At 40.3% G+C, this 25,827-nt stretch carries 26 protein-coding genes and 1 other RNA gene; 6 read left to right on the forward strand and 21 right to left on the reverse strand.

The genetic code is table 11. From position 1 onward, the window contains the following. Positions 1 to 99: 99 nt before the first annotated feature. From SFU91_03490 to SFU91_03570, 17 genes are all read right to left on the reverse strand, one after another. Positions 100 to 1,449 (reverse strand): MFS transporter, encoded by a 1,350-nt coding sequence (locus SFU91_03490; GenBank protein MDX2128079.1) that lies wholly within the window; start codon positions 1,447 to 1,449, stop codon positions 100 to 102. 53 nt (positions 1,450 to 1,502) lie between these two features. Continuing rightward, positions 1,503 to 1,916 carry a PIN domain-containing protein gene (locus SFU91_03495; GenBank protein MDX2128080.1) on the reverse strand — a complete coding sequence of 138 codons (414 nt, stop codon included), beginning with the start codon at positions 1,914 to 1,916 and terminating at the stop codon, positions 1,503 to 1,505. Beyond that, the gene (locus SFU91_03500; protein MDX2128081.1) at positions 1,913 to 2,110 is read right to left on the reverse strand and encodes a hypothetical protein; all 198 of its coding nucleotides are present in this window, start codon (positions 2,108 to 2,110) and stop codon (positions 1,913 to 1,915) included. The genes SFU91_03495 and SFU91_03500 overlap by 4 nt, the downstream gene beginning before the upstream one ends. A 72-nt stretch (positions 2,111 to 2,182) precedes the next feature. Beyond that, complete coding sequence (gene lpdA, locus SFU91_03505) at positions 2,183 to 3,607, reverse strand: dihydrolipoyl dehydrogenase (GenBank protein ID MDX2128082.1); 1,425 nt, start codon at positions 3,605 to 3,607, stop codon at positions 2,183 to 2,185. 77 nt (positions 3,608 to 3,684) lie between these two features. After that, positions 3,685 to 3,813, reverse strand: a complete 129-nt coding sequence (locus SFU91_03510; GenBank protein MDX2128083.1) for a hypothetical protein — start codon at positions 3,811 to 3,813, stop codon at positions 3,685 to 3,687. 100 nt (positions 3,814 to 3,913) lie between these two features. After that, complete coding sequence (locus SFU91_03515; GenBank protein MDX2128084.1) at positions 3,914 to 7,087, reverse strand: efflux RND transporter permease subunit; 3,174 nt, start codon at positions 7,085 to 7,087, stop codon at positions 3,914 to 3,916. 6 nt (positions 7,088 to 7,093) lie between these two features. Beyond that, entirely contained in the window at positions 7,094 to 8,311 is a 1,218-nt protein-coding gene (locus tag SFU91_03520) for an efflux RND transporter periplasmic adaptor subunit (GenBank protein MDX2128085.1), read from the reverse strand. A gap of 369 nt (positions 8,312 to 8,680) precedes the next feature. Beyond that, positions 8,681 to 9,262, reverse strand: a complete 582-nt coding sequence (locus SFU91_03525) for a hypothetical protein (protein ID MDX2128086.1) — start codon at positions 9,260 to 9,262, stop codon at positions 8,681 to 8,683. After that, positions 9,262 to 10,344, reverse strand: a complete 1,083-nt coding sequence (locus SFU91_03530; GenBank protein MDX2128087.1) for a hypothetical protein — start codon at positions 10,342 to 10,344, stop codon at positions 9,262 to 9,264. Before SFU91_03530 ends, SFU91_03525 begins: the two co-directional genes overlap by 1 nt. 51 nt (positions 10,345 to 10,395) lie before the next feature. Then, positions 10,396 to 10,593 carry a hypothetical protein gene (locus SFU91_03535; protein ID MDX2128088.1) on the reverse strand — a complete coding sequence of 66 codons (198 nt, stop codon included), beginning with the start codon at positions 10,591 to 10,593 and terminating at the stop codon, positions 10,396 to 10,398. Between the two features lie 80 nt (positions 10,594 to 10,673). Continuing rightward, positions 10,674 to 11,246, reverse strand: coding sequence for a hypothetical protein (locus SFU91_03540; protein MDX2128089.1), 573 nt, complete (start codon positions 11,244 to 11,246; stop codon positions 10,674 to 10,676). A 73-nt stretch (positions 11,247 to 11,319) separates the two neighbouring features. Further along, a complete protein-coding gene (locus SFU91_03545; GenBank protein MDX2128090.1) occupies positions 11,320 to 11,835 on the reverse strand; it encodes a hypothetical protein in 516 nt (171 codons plus the stop codon). Between the two features lie 32 nt (positions 11,836 to 11,867). Continuing rightward, a complete protein-coding gene (locus SFU91_03550; GenBank protein ID MDX2128091.1) occupies positions 11,868 to 12,410 on the reverse strand; it encodes a hypothetical protein in 543 nt (180 codons plus the stop codon). Positions 12,411 to 12,418: 8 nt separating this feature from the next. Then, entirely contained in the window at positions 12,419 to 13,456 is a 1,038-nt protein-coding gene (locus SFU91_03555) for a 6-bladed beta-propeller (GenBank protein MDX2128092.1), read from the reverse strand. 38 nt (positions 13,457 to 13,494) lie between these two features. Further along, complete coding sequence (locus SFU91_03560; protein MDX2128093.1) at positions 13,495 to 13,686, reverse strand: hypothetical protein; 192 nt, start codon at positions 13,684 to 13,686, stop codon at positions 13,495 to 13,497. A gap of 79 nt (positions 13,687 to 13,765) precedes the next feature. Continuing rightward, positions 13,766 to 14,326, reverse strand: coding sequence for a helix-turn-helix domain-containing protein (locus SFU91_03565; protein MDX2128094.1), 561 nt, complete (start codon positions 14,324 to 14,326; stop codon positions 13,766 to 13,768). A 92-nt stretch (positions 14,327 to 14,418) separates the two neighbouring features. Beyond that, a complete protein-coding gene (locus SFU91_03570) occupies positions 14,419 to 15,477 on the reverse strand; it encodes a hypothetical protein (protein ID MDX2128095.1) in 1,059 nt (352 codons plus the stop codon). Positions 15,478 to 15,548: 71 nt separating this feature from the next. Between SFU91_03570 and SFU91_03575 the strand changes: the two genes are divergently transcribed. Continuing rightward, positions 15,549 to 18,761 (forward strand): efflux RND transporter permease subunit, encoded by a 3,213-nt coding sequence (locus tag SFU91_03575; GenBank protein MDX2128096.1) that lies wholly within the window; start codon positions 15,549 to 15,551, stop codon positions 18,759 to 18,761. A gap of 168 nt (positions 18,762 to 18,929) precedes the next feature. After that, the gene (locus tag SFU91_03580; GenBank protein MDX2128097.1) at positions 18,930 to 19,061 is read left to right on the forward strand and encodes a hypothetical protein; all 132 of its coding nucleotides are present in this window, start codon (positions 18,930 to 18,932) and stop codon (positions 19,059 to 19,061) included. Between the two features lie 368 nt (positions 19,062 to 19,429). On the opposite strand, the gene SFU91_03585 is transcribed toward SFU91_03580, so the two are convergent. The 4 genes from SFU91_03585 to ffs all read right to left on the reverse strand — a co-directional run bounded on the left by SFU91_03585 (position 19,430) and on the right by ffs (position 21,759). Next, on the reverse strand, positions 19,430 to 19,621 hold the full coding sequence (locus SFU91_03585) for a histone H1 (protein MDX2128098.1): 192 nt from the start codon (positions 19,619 to 19,621) through the stop codon (positions 19,430 to 19,432). Between the two features lie 57 nt (positions 19,622 to 19,678). Beyond that, positions 19,679 to 20,353: a fructose-6-phosphate aldolase gene (fsa, locus tag SFU91_03590; GenBank protein MDX2128099.1), complete on the reverse strand. Its 675-nt coding sequence runs from the start codon at positions 20,351 to 20,353 to the stop codon at positions 19,679 to 19,681. Positions 20,354 to 20,527: 174 nt separating this feature from the next. Beyond that, positions 20,528 to 21,592: a deoxyhypusine synthase gene (locus SFU91_03595; GenBank protein ID MDX2128100.1), complete on the reverse strand. Its 1,065-nt coding sequence runs from the start codon at positions 21,590 to 21,592 to the stop codon at positions 20,528 to 20,530. A gap of 68 nt (positions 21,593 to 21,660) precedes the next feature. Further along, positions 21,661 to 21,759: signal recognition particle sRNA small type (ffs, locus tag SFU91_03600), an RNA gene on the reverse strand. A 223-nt stretch (positions 21,760 to 21,982) separates the two neighbouring features. On the opposite strand from ffs, the gene SFU91_03605 reads away from it, so the two are divergent. From SFU91_03605 to SFU91_03620, 4 genes are all read left to right on the forward strand, one after another. Beyond that, positions 21,983 to 22,738: a fatty acid desaturase gene (locus SFU91_03605; GenBank protein ID MDX2128101.1), complete on the forward strand. Its 756-nt coding sequence runs from the start codon at positions 21,983 to 21,985 to the stop codon at positions 22,736 to 22,738. 43 nt (positions 22,739 to 22,781) lie between these two features. Beyond that, complete coding sequence (locus SFU91_03610; protein ID MDX2128102.1) at positions 22,782 to 23,144, forward strand: hypothetical protein; 363 nt, start codon at positions 22,782 to 22,784, stop codon at positions 23,142 to 23,144. Between the two features lie 14 nt (positions 23,145 to 23,158). Further along, entirely contained in the window at positions 23,159 to 23,713 is a 555-nt protein-coding gene (locus tag SFU91_03615) for a YqgE/AlgH family protein (protein MDX2128103.1), read from the forward strand. 150 nt (positions 23,714 to 23,863) lie between these two features. After that, complete coding sequence (locus SFU91_03620; GenBank protein MDX2128104.1) at positions 23,864 to 25,573, forward strand: amino acid permease; 1,710 nt, start codon at positions 23,864 to 23,866, stop codon at positions 25,571 to 25,573. Positions 25,574 to 25,827 lie beyond the last annotated feature (254 nt).

Consider the following 25,827-nt stretch of genomic DNA (forward strand, 5'->3'; position numbering starts at 1 on the left):
AATTTGGTGTTAGCGTTCCTATTCGAACAGATAAATTTCGGGCTAAAATACACATCCTTGCCGCGTTGAACAAACACTATCTCATTCATCGGAAAAAATTTATGATCCGCTTTGAATTTGAGCACGTGAGATCGCCTTTGACACATTGACAAAAAATAGCAAACAAAGTCCAAAAGCAAATAGCACGATTAACGATAAAATTCCATATCTCAGCCCACCTAATACTTGATTGACAAACCCAAAAAGAAATGTGCCAATCCAAGAGGTTCCGCGTTCGCTGACTTCATAAAACGAAAAAAATGCCGCTTCCTTTCCTTTTGGAATCATCCGCGAAAACAAACTTCGGCTTAAAGCTTGCGAGCCCCCCATTACCAAAGCGACAACCGCCGCCATTATCCAAAACTGCAACGGCGTCGAAAGCAATAGCCACGCATAGACCACAATTCCACACCAAATGACAAGGGTTATCACAATCGCTTCCTTGGTTCCAAATCGCTCGGCTACTTTCCCAAAAAAGATAGCCCCTAAAAATGCAACGAATTGTACCATCAGAATGACAGAAATTAACGTGCCTGCTTCCATCTTCAGTTCTTCTGAACCAAAGACAGTGGCGACGACAATTACCGTTTGCACGCCATCGTTATAAAGTAAATAGGCGATAAGAAATTTAAGCGTTTCAGGGAGCGACTGAATTTCGCGGAAGGTTTGGAAAATCTGCTTTAGTCCAAGTGAAAAGTAATTTTCATTCGCCGGCAAAGCTTTCTCGGCCTTTCGCCTTCGAAGCCTGTCAAAGGAAAATTGACCGAAGATGAGCCACCAAAGCCCTGCGGAAGCAAGGCAAAGCCTCACGGCATCGCCCGTTTCGAGCAAAAGGCTCTCACGAAATTGAAAGACGATTAAATTGATTAGAAGCAAAATTCCTCCTCCAATGTATCCCAAGCCCCAACCGTAAGCCGAAACGCGGTCTCGCTCCTTTTCACTAGCGATTTCGGAGAGATAGGCATTGTAAAGAACCATACAGGCTCCAAAGGCAAGATTGGCAATCGTAAAAAGTCCCGCGCCCAACCAATGCCGCCCATCAGTTACCATAAATAGCATAAACGTTGAAACAGCGCCAATTAAGGTGAGAAACTGCATAAAGCGCTTACGGCGGTTGGAGTAATCGGAAATCGCGCCGAGAAACGGAAGAAAAAATATTTGAAGAAACACCGAGAAGGACGCCACATACGCATAAAATGAATCGTAACGAATCGGCAGCGGGCCGAGATAAACATTTCCTGCGGAATCGGCAGCGGCTTTCACAAGGCTGGTGAGATAAGGGCCGAAAAAGACCGTAACCACGGTGGCACTGAAGGCACTGATGGCCCAATCGTACATCGCCCACCCGAAGATTTCGCGGGGGTCGTCGTACGGGCTCTTTTCGATGGCTTCTTTTTCGAGATCTGTCACGAATAAATTTGGTATGTAATTGTACTTTTTTTTATAGGGTTTAGAATACTCGCTTAGGAAATGGGCGAAATTGTAACTAAAGATTTATTTCCAAACATTTTGTAAATAAGAAAGTCACTATCAACCGTAAGAATTGGTGTTTTTGGGTTTAATTCGGCTAATCTTACTAAACAAGCATCTGCAACAGACATTAGTACATCTGAGTACTTTTCAACTAATCCCTTTACATTATTTATTTCGTTGGCAAGGCTAAAATCAACTTTCACCAAACCCCTCTCTAATATTTGAAAAATAATATTTACACCATTAGGATATTTTTTTAGCAAATAAACTGATTCAGAGATTACAGATTCGCAAGTAATGAGAGGTGGTGAGATACTTTCGAATACCTTTTTAGACCATAAATGGAACTGATCTTTTTTATTGATAAATGCAACCAAAGGACCCGTATCCACAATGACGCTCATTTTCCGTAGTTTGCAAGGTGTTTTTTATTTGATGACAAATCTTCATCAGCCTCAATTACACCACAAAGATCTTTTGATAATTCAAAGAATGATTGTTGGCTTCCTTTTGTTTTCCCCAACGTCTTTACTTTGGGTTTCACTTTCTTTGGAGTAATCTCACCCACTTTTTTCACTTTTTTCTTCTCAGTTAACATCTTTTCTTCTCCATTAAATCATTATTGAAAGGAAAAGTATGGGAGGATTTCTCCTCCCCAATTTTTAGTCAATCAAATATTTATCGCTTCGCCATACGCATCAGCGGCGGCCTCTTTAACCCCTTCCGAAAATGTGGGATGTGCGTGAATGGTTTTATGAATCCAATGCGCGTCGGCTTCCAACTTCTTGGCGATTCCAAGTTCAGCAATCATTTCCGTCGCTTCATGACCGATGATATGCGCGCCGAGCATTTCGCCATACTTGGCATCAAAAATAAGTTTTACCATTCCTGCGGTTTCGCCGGCAGCGGTCGCCTTTCCCGATGCTTTAAAGGGGAATCGGCCCACTTTTACTTCATAACCCTTGTCTTTGGCTTGCTTTTCTGTTAAACCGATGTGCGCCACCGAAGGCTGGCAATAGGTACAAGCCGGAACTTCAAGCGGGTCAATCGGCGAGGGATTTAACCCGGCAATGGCTTCAATGCAATTGATGCCTTCAACTGAGGCTTTATGCGCCAAAAGCATGCCGCCGGCAACATCGCCAATGGCATAAACGCCTTCAACACTTGTTTTCCCAAACCCTGTGGTGACAATAAATCCACGATCGGTTTTCACGCCCACTTTTTCAAGGCCAAGATTTTCAATGTTTCCCGTAAGACCAATAGCGACAAGGGTATAGTCCGAAATGAGCTCTTGCTTATTGCCATTGGAATCGGTGACAACCGTTTTCACCTTATCGCCTTCGGCCGTTGCTGAATCCACCTTCGCGCCGGTATAAATGGTCATCCCTTGTTTTTTGAATTCGCGCTGCAAAATGGTGGCAATCTCTTCATCTTCATTCGGAAGAAGTTGCGGCAGGGCTTCTACGATGGTCACCTTTGTTCCCACAGCGTTATAGAAATAAGCGAATTCAACGCCAATTGCGCCGGCACCGATAATCGTGAGCGATTCCGGCTTTTCCGGCAGAATCATTGCTTCATAACTCGTGATGATTCGTTTGCGGTCAACGGGTACGGAAGGAATGGAGCGGGCTTTGGTTCCGGTCGCTAAAATGATATGCTGCGCCGTTACGGTTTCTTTTGATTCTCCGGCAACTTCCACCTCGTGCGCCGATTTCAAAGTCCCGTAGCCCTTCTTCACCGTAATCTTATTCTTCTTCATCAAAAACTCCACGCCCTTCGCCATTTGCGACGCCACGCCGCGACTTCGCTCAATCACCTTCTTAAAGTCGATTTCATACTTATCAATCTTGACCCCAAATTCTGCGGCGTGCTTGAGTCCATTGATCATCTCTGCATTTTTTAGAAGAGACTTGGTGGGAATGCATCCCCAATTCAAACAAACGCCGCCAAGCGTGGTTTCTTTTTCGACAACACAAACTTTGTAGCCCAATTGGGACGCGCGAATCGCGGTTTCATAGCCGCCCGGTCCGGAGCCAACAATGAGAAAATCAAATTGATAGGAATGGGTAAATTTCTTTGGTTCCTTATGAGACATAATTTCAGTGATTAGCGTTTGAAAACAAATGAATACGCAAAGTGCCGCAAATATACACCTCTTGCGCGATATTGGTTTTAATTTTCAGTCATTTCGAACTGAGCAACGCGGTTTGAAGAAGGTTGGGAAATCTCAAGTGTGTAATACCTTTCATGTCTTTCTCGCAAGTCACGAAGTGACGCGTCGAGAATTTGTGTGAGCATCATTTTATTTCGCGTGCAGGATTCCGGACGCGCTTAGCTTGCGGGAATGACATTGTGAAGGGGATCATTAAGTAAGCCTGAGCAGATTAAGGAAATCAATGCTTCAAGAACTTTTGTGCTTATCTAAATAAGTAAACACTGCCGGAATTGTGACCAGCGTAAACACGGTAGCTGATATCAGACCACCGATTAAAGGCGTTGAAATCGATGCGCCGAGTTCCGAGCCGCTTCCGCCGCTAAAAAGCAAAGGCACAATTCCGATGACTGTTGTTACCGTCGTCATCACAATTGATCGAAGTCGCTTGGAAACGCCCAGAAAGATGGCTTCACTTTGTGAATAACCGTTTCGACGCAATTCCACAATGAAATCGGTGGCAATTACCGCATCATTATCAACCGCCCCAATCATAATCACAAGCCCAATCAGTGAAAGAGAGTTGTAACTTTCTCCAAGAATCATCATCAAAATAATTGCGCCAACCACTGCCAACGGACTTGTGAGCATAATAACTAAAGGATAAAGCAACGATTCAAATTCAGCCGCTAAAATCATATACACCAAAAGAAGCGAAAGCAGGAGAATGATAAAAAGACTCTTAAACGACGACTTCACTTCTTCATTTTCTCCCCCGATTTCCACTCTGAGTCCGGTCGGTAAAATCCCAGCCCTTTTAATCCGCTCTTCAATCACTGCGCTTACTTCCGTAGCCGATGCCCCTTCCGCTGCATTGGCCTTGAGTACGAGTTGATTTTTCCCGTTCTCCCGAAACCGCTCACCATAATAGGTAATCGGCTGAAGGGTGAGAAGATTACGCAGTTCAATATCGCCAAAAGGGGTTTTCATTCGCTTTGACAGTAACTCTTCGGCAGATTTCGGAGAGTCATTTTCCAAGTAAAGTGTTAAGGCAATTTTTTCAGTCGCCTCTTGCAGAACGGTTGCATTTAGGCCACCTGTCGCCGATTCCAGAAAACGCTCCACATCACTTGCACGCAAGCCGTAGCGAGCAATCGATTCACGATTCAGCGACACCCAAAGCTCTCGTTGAACCTTTTCCTTTCCTGTTCGAATGTCTTTTACTTCCGGAATTTCTCTCACCAATTTTTCTACTGCGGGGGCACAGCGCTGAAGCTCATCAACTTGGTTTCCGATAATCTTTATTTTGAAATCATCCTTTTCGGGACGGAATATTCTTTCGAGCGTGGTTTGCTTTCGATGCAACGAAAATTCGAACGCCGTATTACTTGACAGCGATTCCAATTTTTTCCGCAACCCTTCTATTACATTCTTTTCTTCCAATTTCTCCTCTTCTACTTTGTCATTCATCGTTTCTTGAAGTGAAATAGTTAGAAAAGCTGAATGGGTAGTTCTTGATTCATCCAACGAAAAAATCGATTCCGTTTCAGATACTTGCCCGATTTCCGCACTAACCGCTTTCACGCCCGCTTCTTTGCGGAGTGCCCGCGAAGTTTCTTTGACCGAAGCAGTGATGGATTCGAATGAAAACCCCGCAGGGTACATTAAGGTGAGGGTGAGCTCTTTATGCGCTAACTTCGGTACGATTTGAACCGGAATAAATGTGCCTAAATACACCGTCAGCCCCAACACTGCCAACGACCCTAAAATCACTTTACCCCGATGAAACAAAATTTTCTTCAAAAGTTTTTCATACGCTTCAATCAACCGTAATTGAATCTTCATTCGCTTGGTTGCAATCTTTTCGGATATGGCTTGCAAGCGTGGCGAGAAATTTAATAGGTTGATTTCTCCAAAACCCAAACTAAGGAGTGCCGGCACCAATGAAATGGCAATGATGAGCGAAGAAAGCAACGAAAAGGTCATTGCCAAACCCATATCCCGAAAAATCTCCCGCGCGATTCCGTCGGTAAAAATCACCGGCAAAAAAATTGCCACATTGGTAAAGGTAGAAGCTGCCGCCGCCAGATTGATTTCTTTCACACCTTCAATAATCGCCCGCCGCCGCTCCATTCCTTCATCGCACAGCCGCGAGACATTTTCAACCACAATAATGGCATTATCACCCAGCATCCCGATACCGACGGCAATTCCCGTAAGTGAGATGATGTTTAAATCGACACCGAACGCGTAGAGAAAAATAAATGTGAGAATAATTGAAAGCGGGGTTGCAATTGCAATGACTGCGGAGTAGCGAAGTTCATTCAAAAAAAAGAAGAGCACAAAAAAGGCCAGAAATGCACCGGTGTAAATGGCGCCAATGATATCATCTATGGCACGCTTAATGTAACTAGATTGATCTGAAATGACCTCAATCTCATAGGCGGGCAACTCGCCTTTTAACACCCTTAAAACTTCCCGCACCTTTTCGGCAGTGGCTACAGTATTGGCATCCGATTCTTTTCGGATTAAGATTTGAATCGTTTCTTCTTCATTCCAAAGCGAAAGCCCTTTTGGGGCGGCAAAGTCGTCGGTCACCGTTCCGATATCACTGAGGAGAATCGCTCGGGCATCTTTCGTACGGCCTACTACCGCGCGTTCAATATCTTGCCGCGTCTTTAATTTCCCTTCAAGCCGCAGAGGAAGGCGGTAATTTCCATCACGCAGGCTTCCACCCGAAAGAATGACATTTTGCCCGGCCAATTGCTGCGAGACGTCGGCGATTGAAAGGCCAAGCGAATTCATTGCAACCGTATTTAATTTCACTCGCATTTCGCGGGTTGGCGCCCCCAAAACTGCCGCTTGCGCCACGCCTTCAAGCTGCTCAATTCTGCGTTTAATCACAGCATTGGCAAGTTCTGCTATTTTGCTCCGCCCTCGCTGCGTGTTTTTTATACTGCTCATCTCCTTCGGAAGTGAATCCCGCTTTGGCGAAATGACGAGCATCATAATCGGTTCGCTTGCCGGGTCCACCCGTAAAATGGTTGGTCGGTCAATTTCTTTGGGCAGTTGTGCTTTCAATCGATCGAGCTTTTCTCTTGCATCGATAAAGGCATAATTCATATCGGTGCCCCAATAAAAATCAACCTGAATGAGCGCCATTCCCTCGCGCGTAAGCGAGCGAATATTTTTGACGCCTTGCAGCGTATTCATTGATTCTTCAATCGGCACTGTAATGAGCCGCGAGACCTCATCAGGCGAGGCATTGCGGTAGGTTGTTTTTACCGTTAAGCGTGGCGTTGAAATATCGGGGAGAAAATTGACACTCAGCTTTTGAAAGCAAATTATCCCAACCAAAACGGATGAGATAAAGACCATAAGCGTTGCGATTGGTCTTTTTTGGCAAAGCTCGGCAATATGCATTTTCGCTTAGGGGATTTTAGTCACAGGCATATCGTGCGAGAGGGTGAAATTGTTTTCTACGATAACCTCATCCCCTGCCTTAATGCCTTCTTTAATTTCTACTTCCGTTTCATTTTCTAAACCCGTTACAACATAGTTCCATTTAGCCAATTCTTTTCCATCTGCCGATTTCTCCAAAACAAAAATGATTTTCCTCCCATCTCGCTCCAGAATCGCTCTTTTGGAAACCACAAGTTTATTTTCGTATCGCGCGGCTTCGACTAAAACCGTGGCATACATCCCGGGTCTTATCTTGAAGGTCGTATTCGGAAGTTCGATGACGGCTTTTGCTGTTTTGGAATCGAGGGAAATTACAGGACTTATTGCCGTAACATTGCCGATAAGGGTATCTCCTGAGAAAGCCCCTAAAATGATTCGCGCACGGTTTCCAATTTTTATCATCGGAATTTCCTTCTCCAATATGCCTACTTCCACCCGAATCCGTGATAAATTCACAAATTCCATACAGGCCTGCCCGATGGATAACACTTGCCCTTGAGACACCCGAATACCCGAAGCATAACCATCAAATGGGGCAAGAATGGCTGTATTTTGAAAATTCAATTCCGCACGTTGCAGCCGTGTTTTTGCTCCTGAAAATCCGGTTCGTGTTCTGAGTACATCGTCAAGTTTTTCACCGGCTAAAATTTCAGCCAATTCCGTTTCTTCCTTTATCTTTTCAACTTCTTTGATTTCCACTTCACCTTTTCGAAAGGCTTCAGTTGCGTTCGAAAGTTTTCGCCGAAGTTCATTTAATTTTTCTTTCCATTCCTTAGAGGAACTTAAACCACCGTAATCATTCCGTTGTGTTGCATAATCGCTTTGGGTTTTCAGGTAGTCATCTTTCGCTTCTTGGAGTGTAATCCGGTATTCACGGTCATTCAATTTCAAAAGGGTATCACCGGCGCGGAAATATTGCCCTTCTTTTGCATCTAAGCGTTGGAGTTCGGCAGCAATTCGAGCGGATATTTGCACCCGTTGAATGGCTTCACATACTCCAGTTGCGGTTACCGATTGAATTAACGCTCGTTTACGTGCTTGCTCTGTTTTAACCTTTAGGGGTTCAATTCGAATCTCGGGAAGAGCTGTCTCGGTTTTTGGTGTACGCTCCGTTTCTTTTGAACAACTTAAAACCACAATAATCAGAATAGTACCAATCAAATAACGAAGTAACTGAGATCGCATAATGAACTTGACAAAAGAGGGTTTTCAGGTGTTACTAGTTTTGTGTTTACTTATAAGATAAGGGGATATTGGAATAATTTATAAGAGAAAATTCAATTGCTTCCTAATGACTTTTCATATCATTATCCTTGACTTAATATATTCAACCTTAAGGAGTTGGTATCCGTTTCTTTGGGAGTAAAACGATATACAAATACCCCCATAGCCATAAGCACCCCATTTCTCACCAACGACCAACCTGAAAGCGGCTCTTGCCACAATTTTCAATAAAGTCCAAAAATAATTTATTAAAATGATTTATTAAACTCAATTTGTCTGAATAAGATAAAACTTCATGATTTTCACAGAAACACCAATATTCAATTGACCTTATATTTTGGCACTTAATATTTCTGTTTGATATTTATCTAAAATTTCCTGAGTTTTATTTCTATCGTTCATATCGCCAATATAAAGTTTATAAAGGTTCTTTTTCTCAAAAATCAGTATAGCAGGAGACCACTTTAGTTTCAGCGAATTATATAATTTTCCGTTTTCGTCATAATATATAGCTCCTTTATAACCAATCACTTTTAATTCTTGTTCTAATTTCAACTTACTTCTTGGTTTACTTATGATTAATGAGAAAATGAATTTTTTATTATATTGATTGCTAAATTTTTCCCAATCATTTAGTTCAAGACCAAGACATTCTCTGCAACCCTCGTTAATATTATCACTATATACAAATAAAATCTCTCTGCTCCCATCCCCAATTTCAAATTTATTACCGAATTTATCAATTAATTTTAATGAATCAATAAACTCTTCTTTATAAGATAAAGAATTTGTATTGAATTTACTTTCAATATCTATCTCACTTGTTTCTACAAATGTATTTCTATTTAACACATTGAAAAGTGTATAAATAATTAATAAGAGAGAGAGAATAATATAGATAGTATTTTTCATCAATGGATTTTAATTTTACAAATTGTAATAATTCGGTTATCAGGTAAATCACTTGATTCAAAAAATAATAGATTTGTTTTCTTTTGCACAGCAATAAGTGTGCCATCAGTTTTGAATTCCTTGATTTTTTTACCATCTATTGTAAACAGTTCAATATAATTTTCTGCACTAACAAAAGAACCGGATTTTACCGATTCAATATTATGCCTTGAAAGAGAACGAACTATCAGTGAATCGGTCAAGAAATGCACACCAGTATTATAAAATATTTTTGTGTTTACTTGATTCCAAAATTCTTCCGTTGGTTTTGCGTTTTCAAGATCACTTATTATATATTTTCCTTCAATTTCAGGATATTTGTATTCAAATATATTATCACGGTAAATATTTCCAATTGAAATGTCAGGAGATTGTGAGTACACAATTACAAAATCACCAAAATTATTTATATCTAAAAATGATGACCCATCTAAGTATTTAAACTTTTCATATTGTAGAGGATACTTTCCAAATCTTTTTTTAATGTTACCACTTGTATCAAAAATAATACAGGAATTAGACGCACTTTTACTTTCACCGTTAAATTCATAATCCCAAAAGCCTGTTGATAAAATAGAATTAACATCAATAAACTTTGTATCACCACCTATAGGTCTTATTCCATTGATAAAAATACTTGTTTTCAGTTCTTTTCCATTATTATTAAAAAGCTTAAATGAGTAAAATCCTACATCACCCACAATTACTTTATCATTAAACAAGGCAAAACTCCTTGGAGTTCTTAAATTTAAAGGACCATTTCCCTTACTAAACATTGAGTTAACTAAACCTCCATTAAGATTATAAATTTTTATGTCCGATGCTGAATAATCTAGTATATATAGCAGAGAATCTTTCGTAACTAAAGCACCACCTATATATCCTATTGGTTTTGTGCTTTCTTCTAATTTTATTTTTTTTTCTACTAATAATGCAAATTCAATTTCTTTTTCTGTTGATTTATGTTTTTGATTACAACTGCAAAAAAGTATTTCTATTAGTATCAATGCAGCTAAGCTTATGATATTTAACTTACTATTCATATTTAATATTTTAAGCAGGTTAACATATTATTAACCTGCTTAAATTTTATTTTATTGATTGCCATTTGATTGATGTTGTCCACATGAAATACTTCCACCCTTTCCACAATGATGATTTGGGTTAGACTTGTAACAGTATTTTGGCTTGCCACTATTTGCTTTTGCATCAGTAATTGTAGTTAAATTAACTACTAAAGCTAAAGCTACTGTTCCTAGAAACACATATAAACTGAAATTATTCTTTTTCATCGTTATGACAATTTAATTATTTGTAAAACACTTCCTTCACATGAGGAATTACACCATTTTACTTTTTCTTTTTCTTTTTGTCAAGGAAAATCGTTTTCGGTTTTCTCTTTCGGTTTTCTCTTTCGGTTTTCTCTTTCGGTTTTCTCTTTTGGTTTTGCATTTCGGTTTTCTTTTATCATTCTCCTTTTCTTCCCCTCTCTTTCATTATCGCCTATCTTCAATCTATCCTCTATCTCACTGAGCTTTTGCTCTAAAATCAGTTTTGCTCTTTTGGGGTTAAACTTTACGGTCTCGGGTGTACAGCTAAATACGCGGGCTGCAAAAGCGTTAAATGCACTATCACTCTTAAACCCAAGCATTTTTTTAAGGAGAACACATTTTATCTCTCTTTCACTCATTATTCGTTTTATGAACGCATCTCCTCGTGCAAGGTCTAAGAGGACTTTTGGCGTACAATGAAAGGTTGTCGCACAATACTGCCAAAAGTGAGAAGGGCTACTCTCAAGTGCCTTTGCCACGCGTTCTACTTTATATTCCGCTTCTTGCGCTATCCTAAAAAGGTTGTTTAGAGATATTCCACTCTTTGCAGTGGTGAGTTGGGTCAGTTGACTTGTAATGCTTCGTGAGCGTACCGGAGAAACAGTGGGTTTCATTGAGGTAAATTTATTTTGGTGTTTGAGTTGATTCCAAAACTTAATAAACCTCAAGGAAATATGCAAGTCATCTCTAGAACCTTTCTCTCATTCTGAATGGGCTATCGCTTTTATCGATTTCTACTACCTTAGGTGAATAGCGATAAACATAAACCGCCATTGCAATTAAGAGAGCATTTCTCACCAGAGCCCAACCAGATAGCGACTCTTCCCACAATTTCCCGAAACAGCCGCAGGTAAGGAATTCACTTGCTGGATTGGATAGAAGTATTGCCGTAGAAAGGCTAAATAAACCAAAAAGTGCAATTAAAAGAAGTAAAGCACTTCTTGTATAAAGATTTAGCCATAAGAGGAGAGCAAGCAGCAATTCGGCGAAAAGGACAGCAAGGGTAATTAACTCAAAAATTAGTGCTCCATTTTCAACTATCACTTTAGTATCGGCTTTAGAATACCCAATGCTTTCTGCGGATATGATAAATATCGTTTTCACCTGAAGCTCAAAATTCGAAAGGTCTTGAATTTTTCCGATGAAAGAAAGGACAAGAACTAAAGCAAGGAAGTATTGAATAATTTTAGGGAGATATTTCACATTTTTTTGAACACCTTATTGTAAAATTTTATTTAAAATCTCATGTTGCTTAAAAGCGTATCAAATTTCTGCTGCATTTGCTTTGTCAATTCTCTATTATTTATATCAGGTACATATCGCATTATTTCTCGACCGTTAGTTACAAAAATAACACTAGGATAATCTGTAATACCTAGAATTTTAGCTATTTTTGTACTATCAATCAAAATGGAATAAGTGATACCGGCAACTTCAAGTTCACGAATTGCTCTTTTTGGTCTTGATGTTTCTAAAAGTAAAAAAATCTTATTTACATTATTTATCGAATCCTTTTTTAACCATTTTTGCCAATCTTGTATTTCCTCATAGAGACATAAATTACAACCATTATCGTCTGAACCAATAATAAGAACAGAAACATTTTTAGGTAAGTTAATGGGAATTTCTTGAAGCCATCGACTAAAATTAAAATGGGATTGACTAGTTTCAATTTTTCTACCTTCAATACTTTTCGCATTTAAAATAATCCTTAAAGTAAGGATTATAGAGAATGTAAAAAAGAAGACAAAACCGAAGACCAATAAGTTATTCTTCACACCTTATTTTATTTTTCAGTAATTTTTACCCTATAAAAGCCAAGTATTCTATTATCCGGCTCATCAGACTCCTCTATAACAAGTTGACCGTTATAAATGCATCTCAATACTCCATTTATTAGAGTTTCTCCAAGATATTCACCTTTTGTAGTAATAAACTCAACCCGTTGTTCTGCTCGTTGTACAAAGCTTCTATTTTTTGAGGATGCTTCTGTACTAATATGTGTAGCTCTTGCAATAATTGTATCATTTACAAACCTAACAGTGTAATTCATCCGTTCCTCTCTATTTATTTTGATACTTTCTTTTAGACTCATTTTACTTTTTCTTTTTTCAGAAATATATTTTTCTTTGAGATTTTCAAACGAATATTCATTAACTATACCTGTTTCTAAATTTCCTACAAATAATGATGGTGATTTCAGAAAAGTCACTACAAATTCGTTTTTTTCATTACAATCATGCCAATTCTCCTTTCCAAATCCAAATTTTTCATAACCACTGGGTAAGAAATTAAATTTAGATAACACTATACCATCCTCATTTATTACAATTAAATTAGTATTAATATCTTTCGGATTCCAAAATGATGTTAAAATTAAATTACCATTTTTATCAATAGAGATATAACCGTGAACAACCATAAACCCATCATCCTTAATAAATATAGATTTAGAATCCTCCTTTTTACTATTTAATGGAATTATCTTTAATCCCTTACCTCCTTCTACAACTATTAGCCTATTATTAATGCTGTCAATACAAAATTCTGATGCTTCTTCTATTTCACAAGGGCCCGATCCTTTCTTCCCATACACATTCAATAACTTACCTTCAGTTGAGTATACGTTAACTGTTGACGCGGATTCGTCTAGCAGAAATACTTCTTCATTTTTTGATATTAATACACTTGCTAACGAACCAATCTTACGTTCCTTTTCGTTCAATATAATTTTATTTGTATTCGTTAAGCTAATATTATGTTTACTTTTATTTTCCTTACAGGAAACGATTAAACAAAATATAATTACAATGTATCTTTTCATGTGATTAATTAAATAGGGGGAATTTAACCCCCCTAATACTATTGATTTCCGGTTACAATTATCTCGTCAACACAATATTCATTGCTTCCGCTCGAGCAAGTATCTTTCGTGAAATTCCATCTTTTTTTTGGCTTTGTTCCGTCAGCTTGTGCTGACTGGATGTCAATTAGTGTTGAACTTGCTAAAGCAAACAGCACCGCGATAGAACTGAGAAAAATCTTCTTTTTCATATTTGTTAATATTTTAGTTATAAAATAGTCTTCCTTCACTTGAGGAATTACCTCATTTTACTTTTTCTTTTCTTTTTTGTCAAGGAAAATCGTTTTCGGTTTTCTCTTTCGGTTTTCTCTTTCGGTTTTCTCTTTCGGTTTTCTCTTTCGGTTTTCTTCTATCATTCTCCCTTTCTTCCCTTCTGCTTTCGTCATCGCTTTTTGGCAACTTATCTAATATTTCATTTATCTTTTTAACCAAAATTTCTGTTGCTAATTTGGGGTTTAGTTTCACTTGTTCAGGTGAGCAGTGAAAGACTCTGTAAGCAAACGCATGAAATGTGCTTTCGCTTTTAAAGCCAAGAAGTTTTTTCAGCATCACACACTTCACTTCGCTTTGCTCCTGTATAAGATTTATGAATTTACTTGCACGTGCAAGGTCGATTAGTGCCTTTGGCGCGCTGTGATAATGCGTGGCGCAGTACTGCCAAAAGTGTTTTGGGCTAACATCCAGTTTTTTAGCAACGCGTTCCACCTTGTATTCCGCTTCGTGTGCCCAGCCAAACACGGTATTTAATTCCAAATGGCGCGAGGCCGTCTCGGGTTGTTTTCTGTTGTTATTTTTCTGAAATGCGTTAACGGGAGTAAGTGAGGATAGCATAGAGGTTGATTTGTTTTGGTTGTGTGTTGTTTCCAAAACTTAAGAAAAGGCAATGAATTTTACAACTCACTTTGGTTAAGAACTTTACGTTGTTACTTTCGCTTCACTTTATACATATTTATCTGTGGATTCACTTCCCTATTCCCATTTGTTTGTCTAAATTCGGAATAAACATATCCGTTTTTGGCAAAAAGAAATCGTTCTGTTAGAATTTTCGTCTCGCAAATTGTTTTTCCTTTTAAATCAATGACATCGTAATACTCACCCTCTTTATTCACAAAGTGCCTTAGAAGAGCGTTTTTATCAATGAGATAAATCCCCATCATCCAACTGCTTTGATTGCGCGCAATCTCTTGAAAATCTTTATGTGTAGTTATTTTATCGGGGTAATCTTTTACAGGTTCAATAAATTCCTTTGGCTTGTTATCTACTATATATAATTTAGTCCCATTTTTATCATAAACGTGAATCTTATGTGACCCAGAAAAACCCACTATTATATTCCCATTTTCTTCAAGAGCATGAGCATTTTGAATAGGCCTCCTGCGACTAATGTTCTTAAATTCATCATCTAGAGCAATTTTCTTTTCTACGATTTGTTTTCCTTGAATAAGCAATAAGGGCTTTTCTGAATCTGAAATGATATAACTAAATAAATCTCCTTTTTGATTAAAAATGAATGAGTGTCCATTGTTGATGTTACTATATTCATATTTTTCAATAAATTTTAAGTTTGAATTAAAACGGTACAAGTACCCAAGGTGATTAATCGGTGATTGAACATAGATGTCATCATCTTTATTAATTATAATTCTTTCAGGTGCAAAAAGTTTCCCTCTTCCGGGGTCGATTGCATCAATTTCTTGATCTGATATTTCATTAATCAATTCACCATTTTTATTAAGCAGAAAAACTTTCTTTGTTTTACTATCTGCAAGGGCTATCATCCCTTTAGAATTGATATTAATTGCGGTTATCTCACCGATAAGGATTTCCTTATTATTTTTTCCTTTGAATGTAATTGTTTCTATTAAGAGAGGGATACATTGCGTTTGACCATAAATAACGTCATTAACTGTAAATATGCTTAAAGTAAGAACCAGTATTTTAATCTGATGATTAGTGAAATAAAATATACTTTTGTATTTCATAAATAATTTGTAATATATAATTAAATAAAAAGTCAACCATTTAACTCTCACAAGTTCATTTGCTCCAACTTATGCATCACTTTCTCAAATCTCTTTTGCATCGGCCGGTAGCCCTTTCTATGGTTGGATTTTTGATTTTGGGATTAGCTATTTTCTTTGCCATTCGCTTACCCATATCGACAGCACCCGAAGCGGAGTTTCCCCGTCTCTCCATACGAACTTCTTGGAGCGGTGCTTCTCCTGAATTAATGGCCGAGCAGGTTACAGCTCCAATTGAAGAGGTTGCGTCTTCGGTTCGCGGAGTTAAAAAAGTGAATTCTACAACCCGCGAAGGCTCGTCGGTCGTTCAGTTAGAATTTGAAAAGTCAATTGACCAGAATCTGATAAAAATCGAATTGATGGAACAACTTGAAGCCTTGTGGCAAAAGCTCCCGGCGGGAGTCTCACGCCCGGCTTTAGAAAAATTTGTGCCAAAAGAATTTAGAGATTTACAAGGCTTTTTAGTTTATCAATTTTATCCCAAAAGTAATTTATCCACCTCTCCGGCATTAATCAAAGAGACGATTGACCAATTGCTGATTCCGGCACTGAGTCCTATTGATGGAATTGGAGAGATGACCCTCTTTGGTGCTGCTGAAGAACTCATTGAAATTGAGTTAGATGAAGCACTAATGAAATCTTTCGGAGTTTCCATTTCTGATGTAGAAAATGCCCTCTATGCCTCATCAGATAAAAAAACGTATGGCACCATCATTGAAAATAAGCACACCCTTTCTCTGCGGTCTCATCAGGAATTTCGCAATCTTCGAGAACTTGAGCAATTGGTAATTAAATCGACCTCCGATACATCTAAAGAGAGAATCTCCCGAGCTATTTTATTGGGCAGCTTTGCAAAAATTAAAATTAAAATGCCCGAGCAAAATAATTTTTTTCGAATTAATGGAAAAAGCGCCGTAACACTTTATATAAACCGTGAAGCAACTTCAAACAGCTTAAAACTCGCTGATAAAATTCAAGTCACTCTTGATCGAATCCTAAACTCTGAATTGACTGACCTAAATTATATTAAAGCCCTTGATCGCACTGAACCGCTTCGCCGTGAACTGAGTCATTTACGAGTTGATTTTTTTCTTGCTTTAATTCTGCTTTCTCTCGTGCTCTTTTTATTTCTGCGGAATCTTCATTTTACTTTCATTGTATTGCTTAACATAGCATTCTCAATTGCCGCAAGCGTCTTAGTTCTTTCTGCGTTAGGATTTAGCCTCAATTTAATCACGATTGCAGGAATGATTCTTGTTTTTGGCATTTTAACCGATAATGCCGTTGTGGTAATGGATAATATCGAAAGAAAACTTACATTGGATAGAAATCGCGATGCCATTATTGCCGCGGCTTCCATCGAAGTTTTTCTCCCTGTTCTTGCTTCAACACTCACCACCATCGGGGCGCTTTTACCGGTTTTATTTCTCCCGGATGAAATACGCCTTTATTTTATTGAATTTGTAACCTCAATTTCTGTCTCTCTCCTGTCATCTCTTCTCATTTCATTCACCCTTATTCCTACACTTGTATATCAATTTGCAAAAGATCGGCAAATTCATCATTCATTACCATATAATTTCAAATTTGATATTTATAAATTGGTTTTGATTTATATCTTAAATCGTCCGAAGCGGTTTATAACTCTTACTGCTCTATTAATAGGTTTTCCGATTTATCTTTTACCCGAAAAAATAGGCGATGATCGAAGTATAAATCCAACTTTATTTGAGAAATCCTATAATTCAACGTTAGGAAGTGACCCTTTTTTAACCGTTAAGCCGTTTCTTAATTACGTTTTAGGCGGATCTTCATATTTATTTTATCATTATGTCTCACGGGCTGAATTCTTTGGTTTTGGAGAAGAAACTTTCCTAACTGTGGATATAACTGCCCCGCAGGGAACAAGCCCGGAACGGCTGAACGAAATTGCACGCTGTTTTGAAATTCCACTCTCAGAATATTCAACAGGTATTTCAAATTTCACTACAGAAATTAATACAACTGAATCAACCATCACGGTTTCATTTTCAAAAGATGCGCCTGCCAATTTCCCTTATATTCTGAAAGGGCATTTAACCGCGATTGCTGCACGTGTTGGCGGGGCGAATGTTGGAGTTTATGGGTTTGGACCGGGCTTTTACTCCGGTGGAAATGAAACTTCAACCTATCGCGTGAAAATTACAGGATATAACTACGAGGAATTGAAACAACTTTCTCAAAAGTTTAAGGGTGAATTAGAGAAAAACCCCCGTATCGATAATTGCAAAATTGATAAGGCGTATGGTTTTTATGAGGTCGGGAAAGAACTCGCTTTATCAATAAATCGAGAAAAACTATTTCATGAAAATATCTCTTTAACCAATTTATTTCAAAACATAAGAAAGAAAAGCGACGATGTTTTTTCTTATCAAATGGTTCATTTAAATGGACGCATTTTTCCTGCTGAACTCACTCTCTCTCAAGCCCCGCGATTTTCCGCAAAGGATTTTTTGAATCAATCTTATGTTGATAATGAGAAGCAAAGCCGTTTCGCCGATTACTTATCAATAAAAAAGCAATCCGTTTTATCCCATATTTTAAGAGAAAATCAGCAGAATCTACGTTGGATTACTTTTGACTATAAAGGTCGATATGATTATGGGCAGCGTCATCTTGAAGCAGTTGCATCACGATTTCCCTTTCCGCCGGGTTATACTATTAATTTAAAGCAGGAAGGATTTTTCCTTTTTTCAGAAAGGAATTATATGGATTTTATTTTTGCAGTATTATTATCTCTTTTTATTGTTTTTATTGTTTCAGCTGCGCTTTATGAATCCTTTTCCAAACCATTTTTAATTATTTTGGCAGCACCGATGGCTCTTATTGGTGTATTTTTAAGTTTTTATTTTTTTGATGCGAATTTTGGCAGGGGCGGATATATTTCTTTATTGCTTTTAGGTGGAATTACGGTAAATAATTCAATTATTTTAATTGATCGTCTTATAAAAAATACCCAATCGCTTCATCCAAGTCGATGGATTGATGCCATTGTTCAAGCAACTTATGAACGAACACGACCGATTCTAATCACTTCATTTTTAACCATCACTTCCCTCATTCCAATCTTAATTCGTGCCGAAGAATCAAGCGTTTGGTACGGGCTTACAATCGGGACAATCGGTGGGATGATTTCTTCCACACTCCTTGTACTTACTATTCTTCCTGCAATCTTTTTATTGTTTTCTCGGAAATCTAAGGTTTAGAATGATTCCGAATGCGCTTCCTTACCGAAATGATCTATTTTTTCTTGGATATCCTTACTATCATTCTCGCAAGTCGCTTCAGCGTTGCGTCGGGAAACTGAAGTGAGCCACGAATTCATTGCATGAGGGATTCCACAGTGAGCTTCACGAGCACATCAACACCTCGAAATGACTCTTTTAAGTGAAGGGCATTCAGATTCCGGACAAGCCGGAATGACTTCTTTAAGTTTATTGGCAACGACACGGTGGTTTCGACGGGCTCAACCACCTTATTTTGGGGCGTACAGGATTCCGCAGTGAGCTTGACGAGCGTTATTCATCGCCCGGAGTGACAAACTAAAATGGGGGTCATTTCGAACGGGGCAACGCGAAGTGAGAAATCTCAAGTGTGCGGAAGGTCTGAGATTTCTCGCTGTGCTCGAAATGAATTCATTATAATGAGTGGTTCACGACGCGGTGGTTTCGACAAGCTCAACCACCTCACATTGTGGCTTGCAGGATTCCGCAGAGAGCATGACGAGCATCATATAGCACCGGAATGACAAAATGAAGGGACCATTTCAAAAGGAAGGGGTGTAGGTTGTAAGTAAAATCACATTTAACAGAAACACTTTCAAACAAAAAAAGCCGCAAATGCGGCTTTTTCAATTATTGTTTTGAAGCGAAACTTATTCCTCTTTGCCGGAATCGGTTTGTTTCAGGTTCTGAACCTCCGTTCGGATTTCTTGTGCTTTCCGCTTGAGGTCGGCCATATGCTTACGGACGCGCGTGCCCGCAGATTTATTGCCCTTGTCGTAAAACTTCCGAAAATCTTCTTCCATTTCAGAAATCATTGCCTTCAATTCTTCAAATCGTGTCATTGTTGTACTGGTTTGATGTTTTTAAGGAGTTGGAAACTCAAAAATAGTACTTCTTAATTAAACTTTTGCCGTTTTTTCACGCATCGATTTCGCATCTTCCATAAACTTCTGAAGCCCTAAATCGGTCAGTGGATGCTTCACCAATTGCTCAATCACCTTAAGCGGAATAGTGGCAACATCGGCGCCAAGCAGCGAAGCTTCAAGCACATGAACCGGATGGCGGATGCTCGCCGCCAAAACTTGTGTTGGTAAATCGTAGTTTCTGAAAACCGTGACAATCTGCTCAATCAACGCCATTCCGTCGGTGCTAACATCATCCAAGCGACCAATGAACGGGCTAACATAAGTTGCGCCGGCTTTTGCCGCAAGCAACGCTTGATTGGCTGAAAAAACCAGCGTGAGATTGGTTTTTATCCCCTTGGTGCTAAAATACTTTGTGGCTTTAATTCCTTCGTAGGTCAATGGAACCTTTACCACAACATTTTCGTGAATATCTGCCAAGTGTTCGCCTTCGGCAATCATTTCATCGGCCTTAAGGGTTGTCACCTCAGCGCTGACCGGGCCATCTACCAATTGGCAGATTTTTAAAATATGATTGGTAAATGCGTCGTATGTCAGTGGTTTCAATTCCTTGGCGATTAGTGTCGGGTTGGTGGTTACACCATCCAACACACCAAGCGATTGCGCTTCCTTGATTTCTTCGAGATTGGCTGTATCAATAAAAAATTTCATAGTTCGGCTGAGATAACAATTTCAAGTGTTGAAGAGTGCAAGCGAATCGAACACTCAATGCGCTGCCAAAAAACTCCGTGATAACATCGTAATGTTGAAACTTACCAAAAAAAACAAAACCCCGCGAACTTTTTTTCACGGGGCTTGAATTTTATTTCCCCAATTCATGAGTGCTTATTTGGCACCAACAGGTTCATGCTTTGTAGCGAGCATTTTATTGAAATTGCGCTCAGGGCGGCTCTTCCAATTCTTTTTATGATAAGCGTAGCCGGCAATCAATGGAAGGGTTACCGTGGCTTCACCAAAAACCATTTGTTCGTAAGTGGTATCCACTTTGCCCCACGAACTGGCTTCTTTGAGCGTTGAGCCCGAAAGCGCCCCGTCGCGTTCATCCGCAACGGTGAGTTGAACGGCATATTTATGCATCGCAACATCTTCGTAACCTAATACTTCTGCCGCGACAACAATGTCTTGCGTAAAGTTTTTCGGAACGCCCCCACCAATCATAAAAATACCGGTGGTTGGATTTTCGATTTTCACGCGGGTGAGTTCTAAAAAGTCTTTTCCGCTATCGAAAGAAATATGCGACTCGGGGTTATTCCATTGATGATGAACAATACCGAAACCGGCGGAGCAATCGGAAAATGCCGGAACGAAAATCGGCACGCCTTTCTTGAAGCACGAAAGAATAATCGAATTGGCGTTGGGATGATGTTCGTTGATATAACGGCCAAATTCAACGAGCAATTCGCGTGAAGAATAGGCTTTGTGCTCCAAAGATTTGAAAATATTGGCGGTGGTATCATCACAAACGCGAAGATCATCTTCATCGATGTAGGTATCGTAAATACGATCGATGTGCAAATCGCGAAGAATGGCATCATCAACAAACGGAGTACCTATGTAATGCTTAAAGCCTAATGCTTCGAAAAAGTCTTGATCGATAATATTAGCGCCGGTTGAGACAATAGCATCAACCATATTGTTTTCAACCATATCAATAATGATTTGCTTGAGCCCGGCACTAATCAGAGAGCCGGCGAGCGTGAGAATCACGGCGCAATCTTTATCGGCTTGCATCATATCAAAATACTTGGCGGCTTTTGATAGGTTGCGGGCCTGAAAGGCCATTTTATCCATATCTTCAACCATAGAAACCACATCGTATTTTTTCATATCGATGTGCTGAATTGTTTCTTTCAAGAAATCGCTTTTCGAAGGCATTGTCATCTCCTCTATTCAGTTTAACAGTTTATCAATTTAACAGAAATAATACCAACTTGTTTGTTATACCTTTGGGAATAAAAAAAGGGCAAGCGATCTATATCACACGCCCGAACTACCGGATGCTGCTTCCTTCCGGACCTGACATGATTGGGTAGTCGGCCGCTGTATAGGACTTGCCCATAACCCCGCGCCTGATACAGTTTCCGACCAAAACCTTGACCAAGAAACCTCTTTCATCTTTATCTTACCTACTCAACAAAACGAAATACATCACAAAAAAAATCAAGGGCGCAAATATACGGCATCTCACAAATCCTGCAAATTAATTTTTTATCTTGACCCCATAGAATTAGGAAATCTTTTTCGCCCTTCTTTCCTTTTCTTTTATTTCAGCTAAACTGTATGACGAACGCTTATCCATTACCTCCAAGACCGGCCTTTTTAGGCTCGGCAATCGGGCTTCTTATCATCTTTTTGTGGTGCACGCATTTGGCGTATCTCTTTACGACTTTTGAGCCAAGCAATAGGCAAGGCGCTTTCATATTGACCGCGTTTTTTCACCTTGCGCTTCAAGGGTGGCTGACAACAGGGCTGTTTATCACCGCGCACGATGCAATGCACGGCACCGTAAGCCGCATAAAGTGGCTCAATCATTTGATTGGTGCAGTTGCCTCGTTTCTCTATGCAGCAATGAGCTACCCAATGCTGCGGCGAAATCACTTTAAGCATCACGAAGGCCCTGCGACGCCTGAAGACCCTGATTTCAACGCTGCATCGCAAAATTTCTTTGTTTGGTTTGGCTCGTTTATTTGGCGGTATAAAACGTGGTCGCAAATCATCCTAATGGCACTTCTCTACAACTTTTTTGAACGCGTTTTAGGGATTTCAGAAATCACCATTTGGTTGTTTTGGGTCATCCCTTCGCTTTGGGGTTCGTTACAACTCTTTTACTTCGGCACCTATCTGCCGCATCGATTGCCGCTCGAACCACAAATGCAACCGCATCGGGCGCGCTCGCAGGCGAAGAATCATCTCTGGTCTTTTTTTTCGTGCTACTTTTTTGGCTACCATTGGGAGCATCACGAGTCGCCGAGAACGGAGTGGTGGCGGCTTTGGGAATTAAAAAATTTGTCGTTACCTAAAGCACAGGCCAAGTAGAACTTTATCTATACTTTCTAGTAATACTTAAACCTATCGTTTCATGAACCGTTTGCCTGCATTTCTTTTCGCGGTATTTCTTATTCTAAGCTCGCTTTCCCTTTCTGCACAAAGCTTTGAAGGGACTTATCGGATTGGTAAAACGACCTTTCGGGCGCGAGTACTTTCAGAGGCTGACCGCGAAGCCGGGCTTTTTAACATCGTTTATTCCAAAGGCGATACGGTAGGGACTATGGCTTCACTCACCGAAGACCCCAAATTTGAGTTTGTCTTTATGGAGCACGAAGGCGAAAAATTATTAGGCACTTTTTACTTCACGAAAGCGTGGAAAGGAAAACCGCTTGAAGGGTATTACATTCGTGAAAAGGACAAAAAAAGGTTTCCGGTGCGTTTTGTTAAGGAATGATTTCAAAGAAGATTATGGCATTTGAAATAGAAGCAGGAAAACTCCTCATCTCAAGCATTACCCTTGAAGATCAAAACTTTAAGCGAACAGCCGTGTTGCTTTGCGAGCATAATGAGAGCGGTACGTTCGGGCTTGTCTTAAACCGCGAGCTCAATCTCACGGTAAGCGAGGTAATGGAAAATATTGAAGGCTGGGATGCCCCACTCTACTTGGGCGGGCCGGTTCAACCGAATACCATTCACTTCTTGCATCGTTTTGGAACCAAGGCGGGCAAGTGTCTTGAAATTAGCCCGGGAATATGGTGGGGCGGCGAGTATGAATTGGTCAAAACCCTCCTCGACTCAGGCATTGGCTCTCCCGATGACGTTCGTTTCTTTTTGGGTTACTCCGGATGGGGGGCAGGTCAACTTGCCGGTGAAATCACCGAATCTGCTTGGATTATGGGCGATATTTCCGACGCGCAACTTTTTGATGAACCTGCCGACCGCATCTGGAGCCGTGCGCTTAAGCGGCTTGGCGGAGATTTCGCGCTGCTCGCTAATTTTCCCGAAAACCCGCAGTTGAATTAACTCTTCTCGTCATTGCATTCCTTCATTAGTTTCCACAACATTGATTTCTTCAACGAATTATCTCTTTTTTCTTTCGCATTCCTTTCCTCAAACGGCAATTTCAGATGTATCTTCTTTTTTTATCAACAACATCTCAAGCAACACGTTTTTATGGCTTCATCGTCATCCGATTCCACTCCACCCTTTTTTCAATCGCTTCTTCAAAAGAAAATTATTGCACCGCCCGAAAAGCACGGTGAAAACAGCCTCAATCGGGTGCTTACGACCTTTGACCTTACCTCGCTTGGTGTGGCGGCCATTATCGGTGCAGGGATTTTTTCAACCATCGGGAATGCAAGTTTCAACGGGGGCCCCGCCATTTCGATTCTATTCATTGTGATGGCCATTGCTTGTGTATTCACGGCGCTTTGCTATGCGCAGTTTGCCTCTACAGTTCCCGTGAGTGGCAGTGCTTATACTTACGCCTATGTTTCGCTCGGTGAAATGACAGCGTGGATGATTGGCTGGGCATTGATTTTAGAATATGCCGTGAGCAATATGGTGGTGGCCATTTCGTGGTCGGAGTATTTCACGTCGATGCTTTCGGGATTTGGCTTGCATGTGCCCGAATACTTAGCAATGGACTTCGGAACGGCAAGCAAGTCTTTTGCAGATGTGCAAGCGGCACTTGCTTCAGGAAAGCCGCTCAGTGATTTTCCTTCTTCCGTTCTCACGGCGGCAAAGGCCTACGAGTCCGCACCTTCTTTTTTAGGATTGAAATTCATCGCCGATTTCCCTGCACTTCTTATCGTTCTTCTTATCACCGCGCTTGTTTATGTCGGGATTAAGGAATCGCGCACCGCCAGCAATGCGCTTGTGGTGTTTAAGGTTGGGGTAATCATTTTTGTGATTGTGGCCGGCGTCTTTTTTGTGACGCCCGAAAACTGGACGCCCTTTGCGCCGAATGGGGTGGGCGGTGTGCTCAGCGGTGTCGCGGCGGTGTTTTTCGCGTTTATCGGTTTCGATTCCGTTTCGACGACTGCGGAGGAGTGCAAAGACCCACAGCGCGATTTGCCCAAAGCGATGATTTACTCGCTCATTATTTGCACTGTGCTCTATGTCGCGATTACAATGGTGCTTACAGGAATGGTGCCTTATAAAGAGCTTGGCGTCTCTGACCCACTTGCGTATGTCTTTGCAAAGGTTGGGATGCATTTTATATCGGGCGTGATTGCCGTAAGCGCGGTGGTTGCGATCACGAGCGCGATATTGGTGTATCAATTGGGCCAGCCGCGAATTTGGATGGCAATGAGCCGCGATGGGCTTTTGCCGAAAATCTTTTCACGCATTCACCCGAAGTATAAAACACCCGACTTTTCGACGATTCTCACCGGTTTTCTTGTTGGCGTTCCCGCACTTTTCTTGAATATGCAAGTGGTTACCGACCTTACAAGTGTGGGCACGTTCTTCGCGTTTATTTTGGTGTGTGGTGGTGTGCTCGTTTTGGATCCGGAAGGGAAAAACACGGCGGCGAAATTCCGTGTGCCGTATGTGAATGGGCAAGTGATTATTCCGGTGCTATTGGTGCTTTCGCTTGCTGTTGCCTTTACCCAAATGGAGGGTTACACAGCGTCTTTTTTTGAGAAACCGCAGCAACTCATTTTTTGGATAGTCTTTTTCGGTCTTGCCGTGCAGAGTGTGAGGCTTCGGCTTTCTTTAATACCGCAGCTTGGGATTTTGGTCAATCTCTTTTTGATGACTGAGCTTGGGGTTGAAAATTGGATTCGATTTTTGGTGTGGGTCGGGGTTGGACTTGTGATTTACTTCGGATATGGCTACCGCAATAGCAAGCTGAGAAATGAAAGTTCAGGGAAGAGCTAAGAGTGTTCAGTTATGAGTTAAGGGTGAATCTTTCCTTACATGTCATCCCCGCAAGTCGCTTTAGCGACGCGTCGGGAATCTGTGAACCCTTCATTTGAAGGAGTCATTTCGAGCGAAGCGAGAAATCACAGATTTTCTGCACACCAGAGATTTCCCAAAATTCTTCAAACCGCTTCGCTCCGTTCGAAATGACCATAAGTTTATTCAATAGTAGGTGTCATTAAATAAAAAGAGCGCAAGTCTTTTCACTTGCG

Source organism: Chloroherpetonaceae bacterium (assembly GCA_033763895.1).
In the GTDB taxonomy this organism is placed as follows: Bacteria; Bacteroidota; Chlorobiia; order Chlorobiales; family Thermochlorobacteraceae; genus JANRJQ01.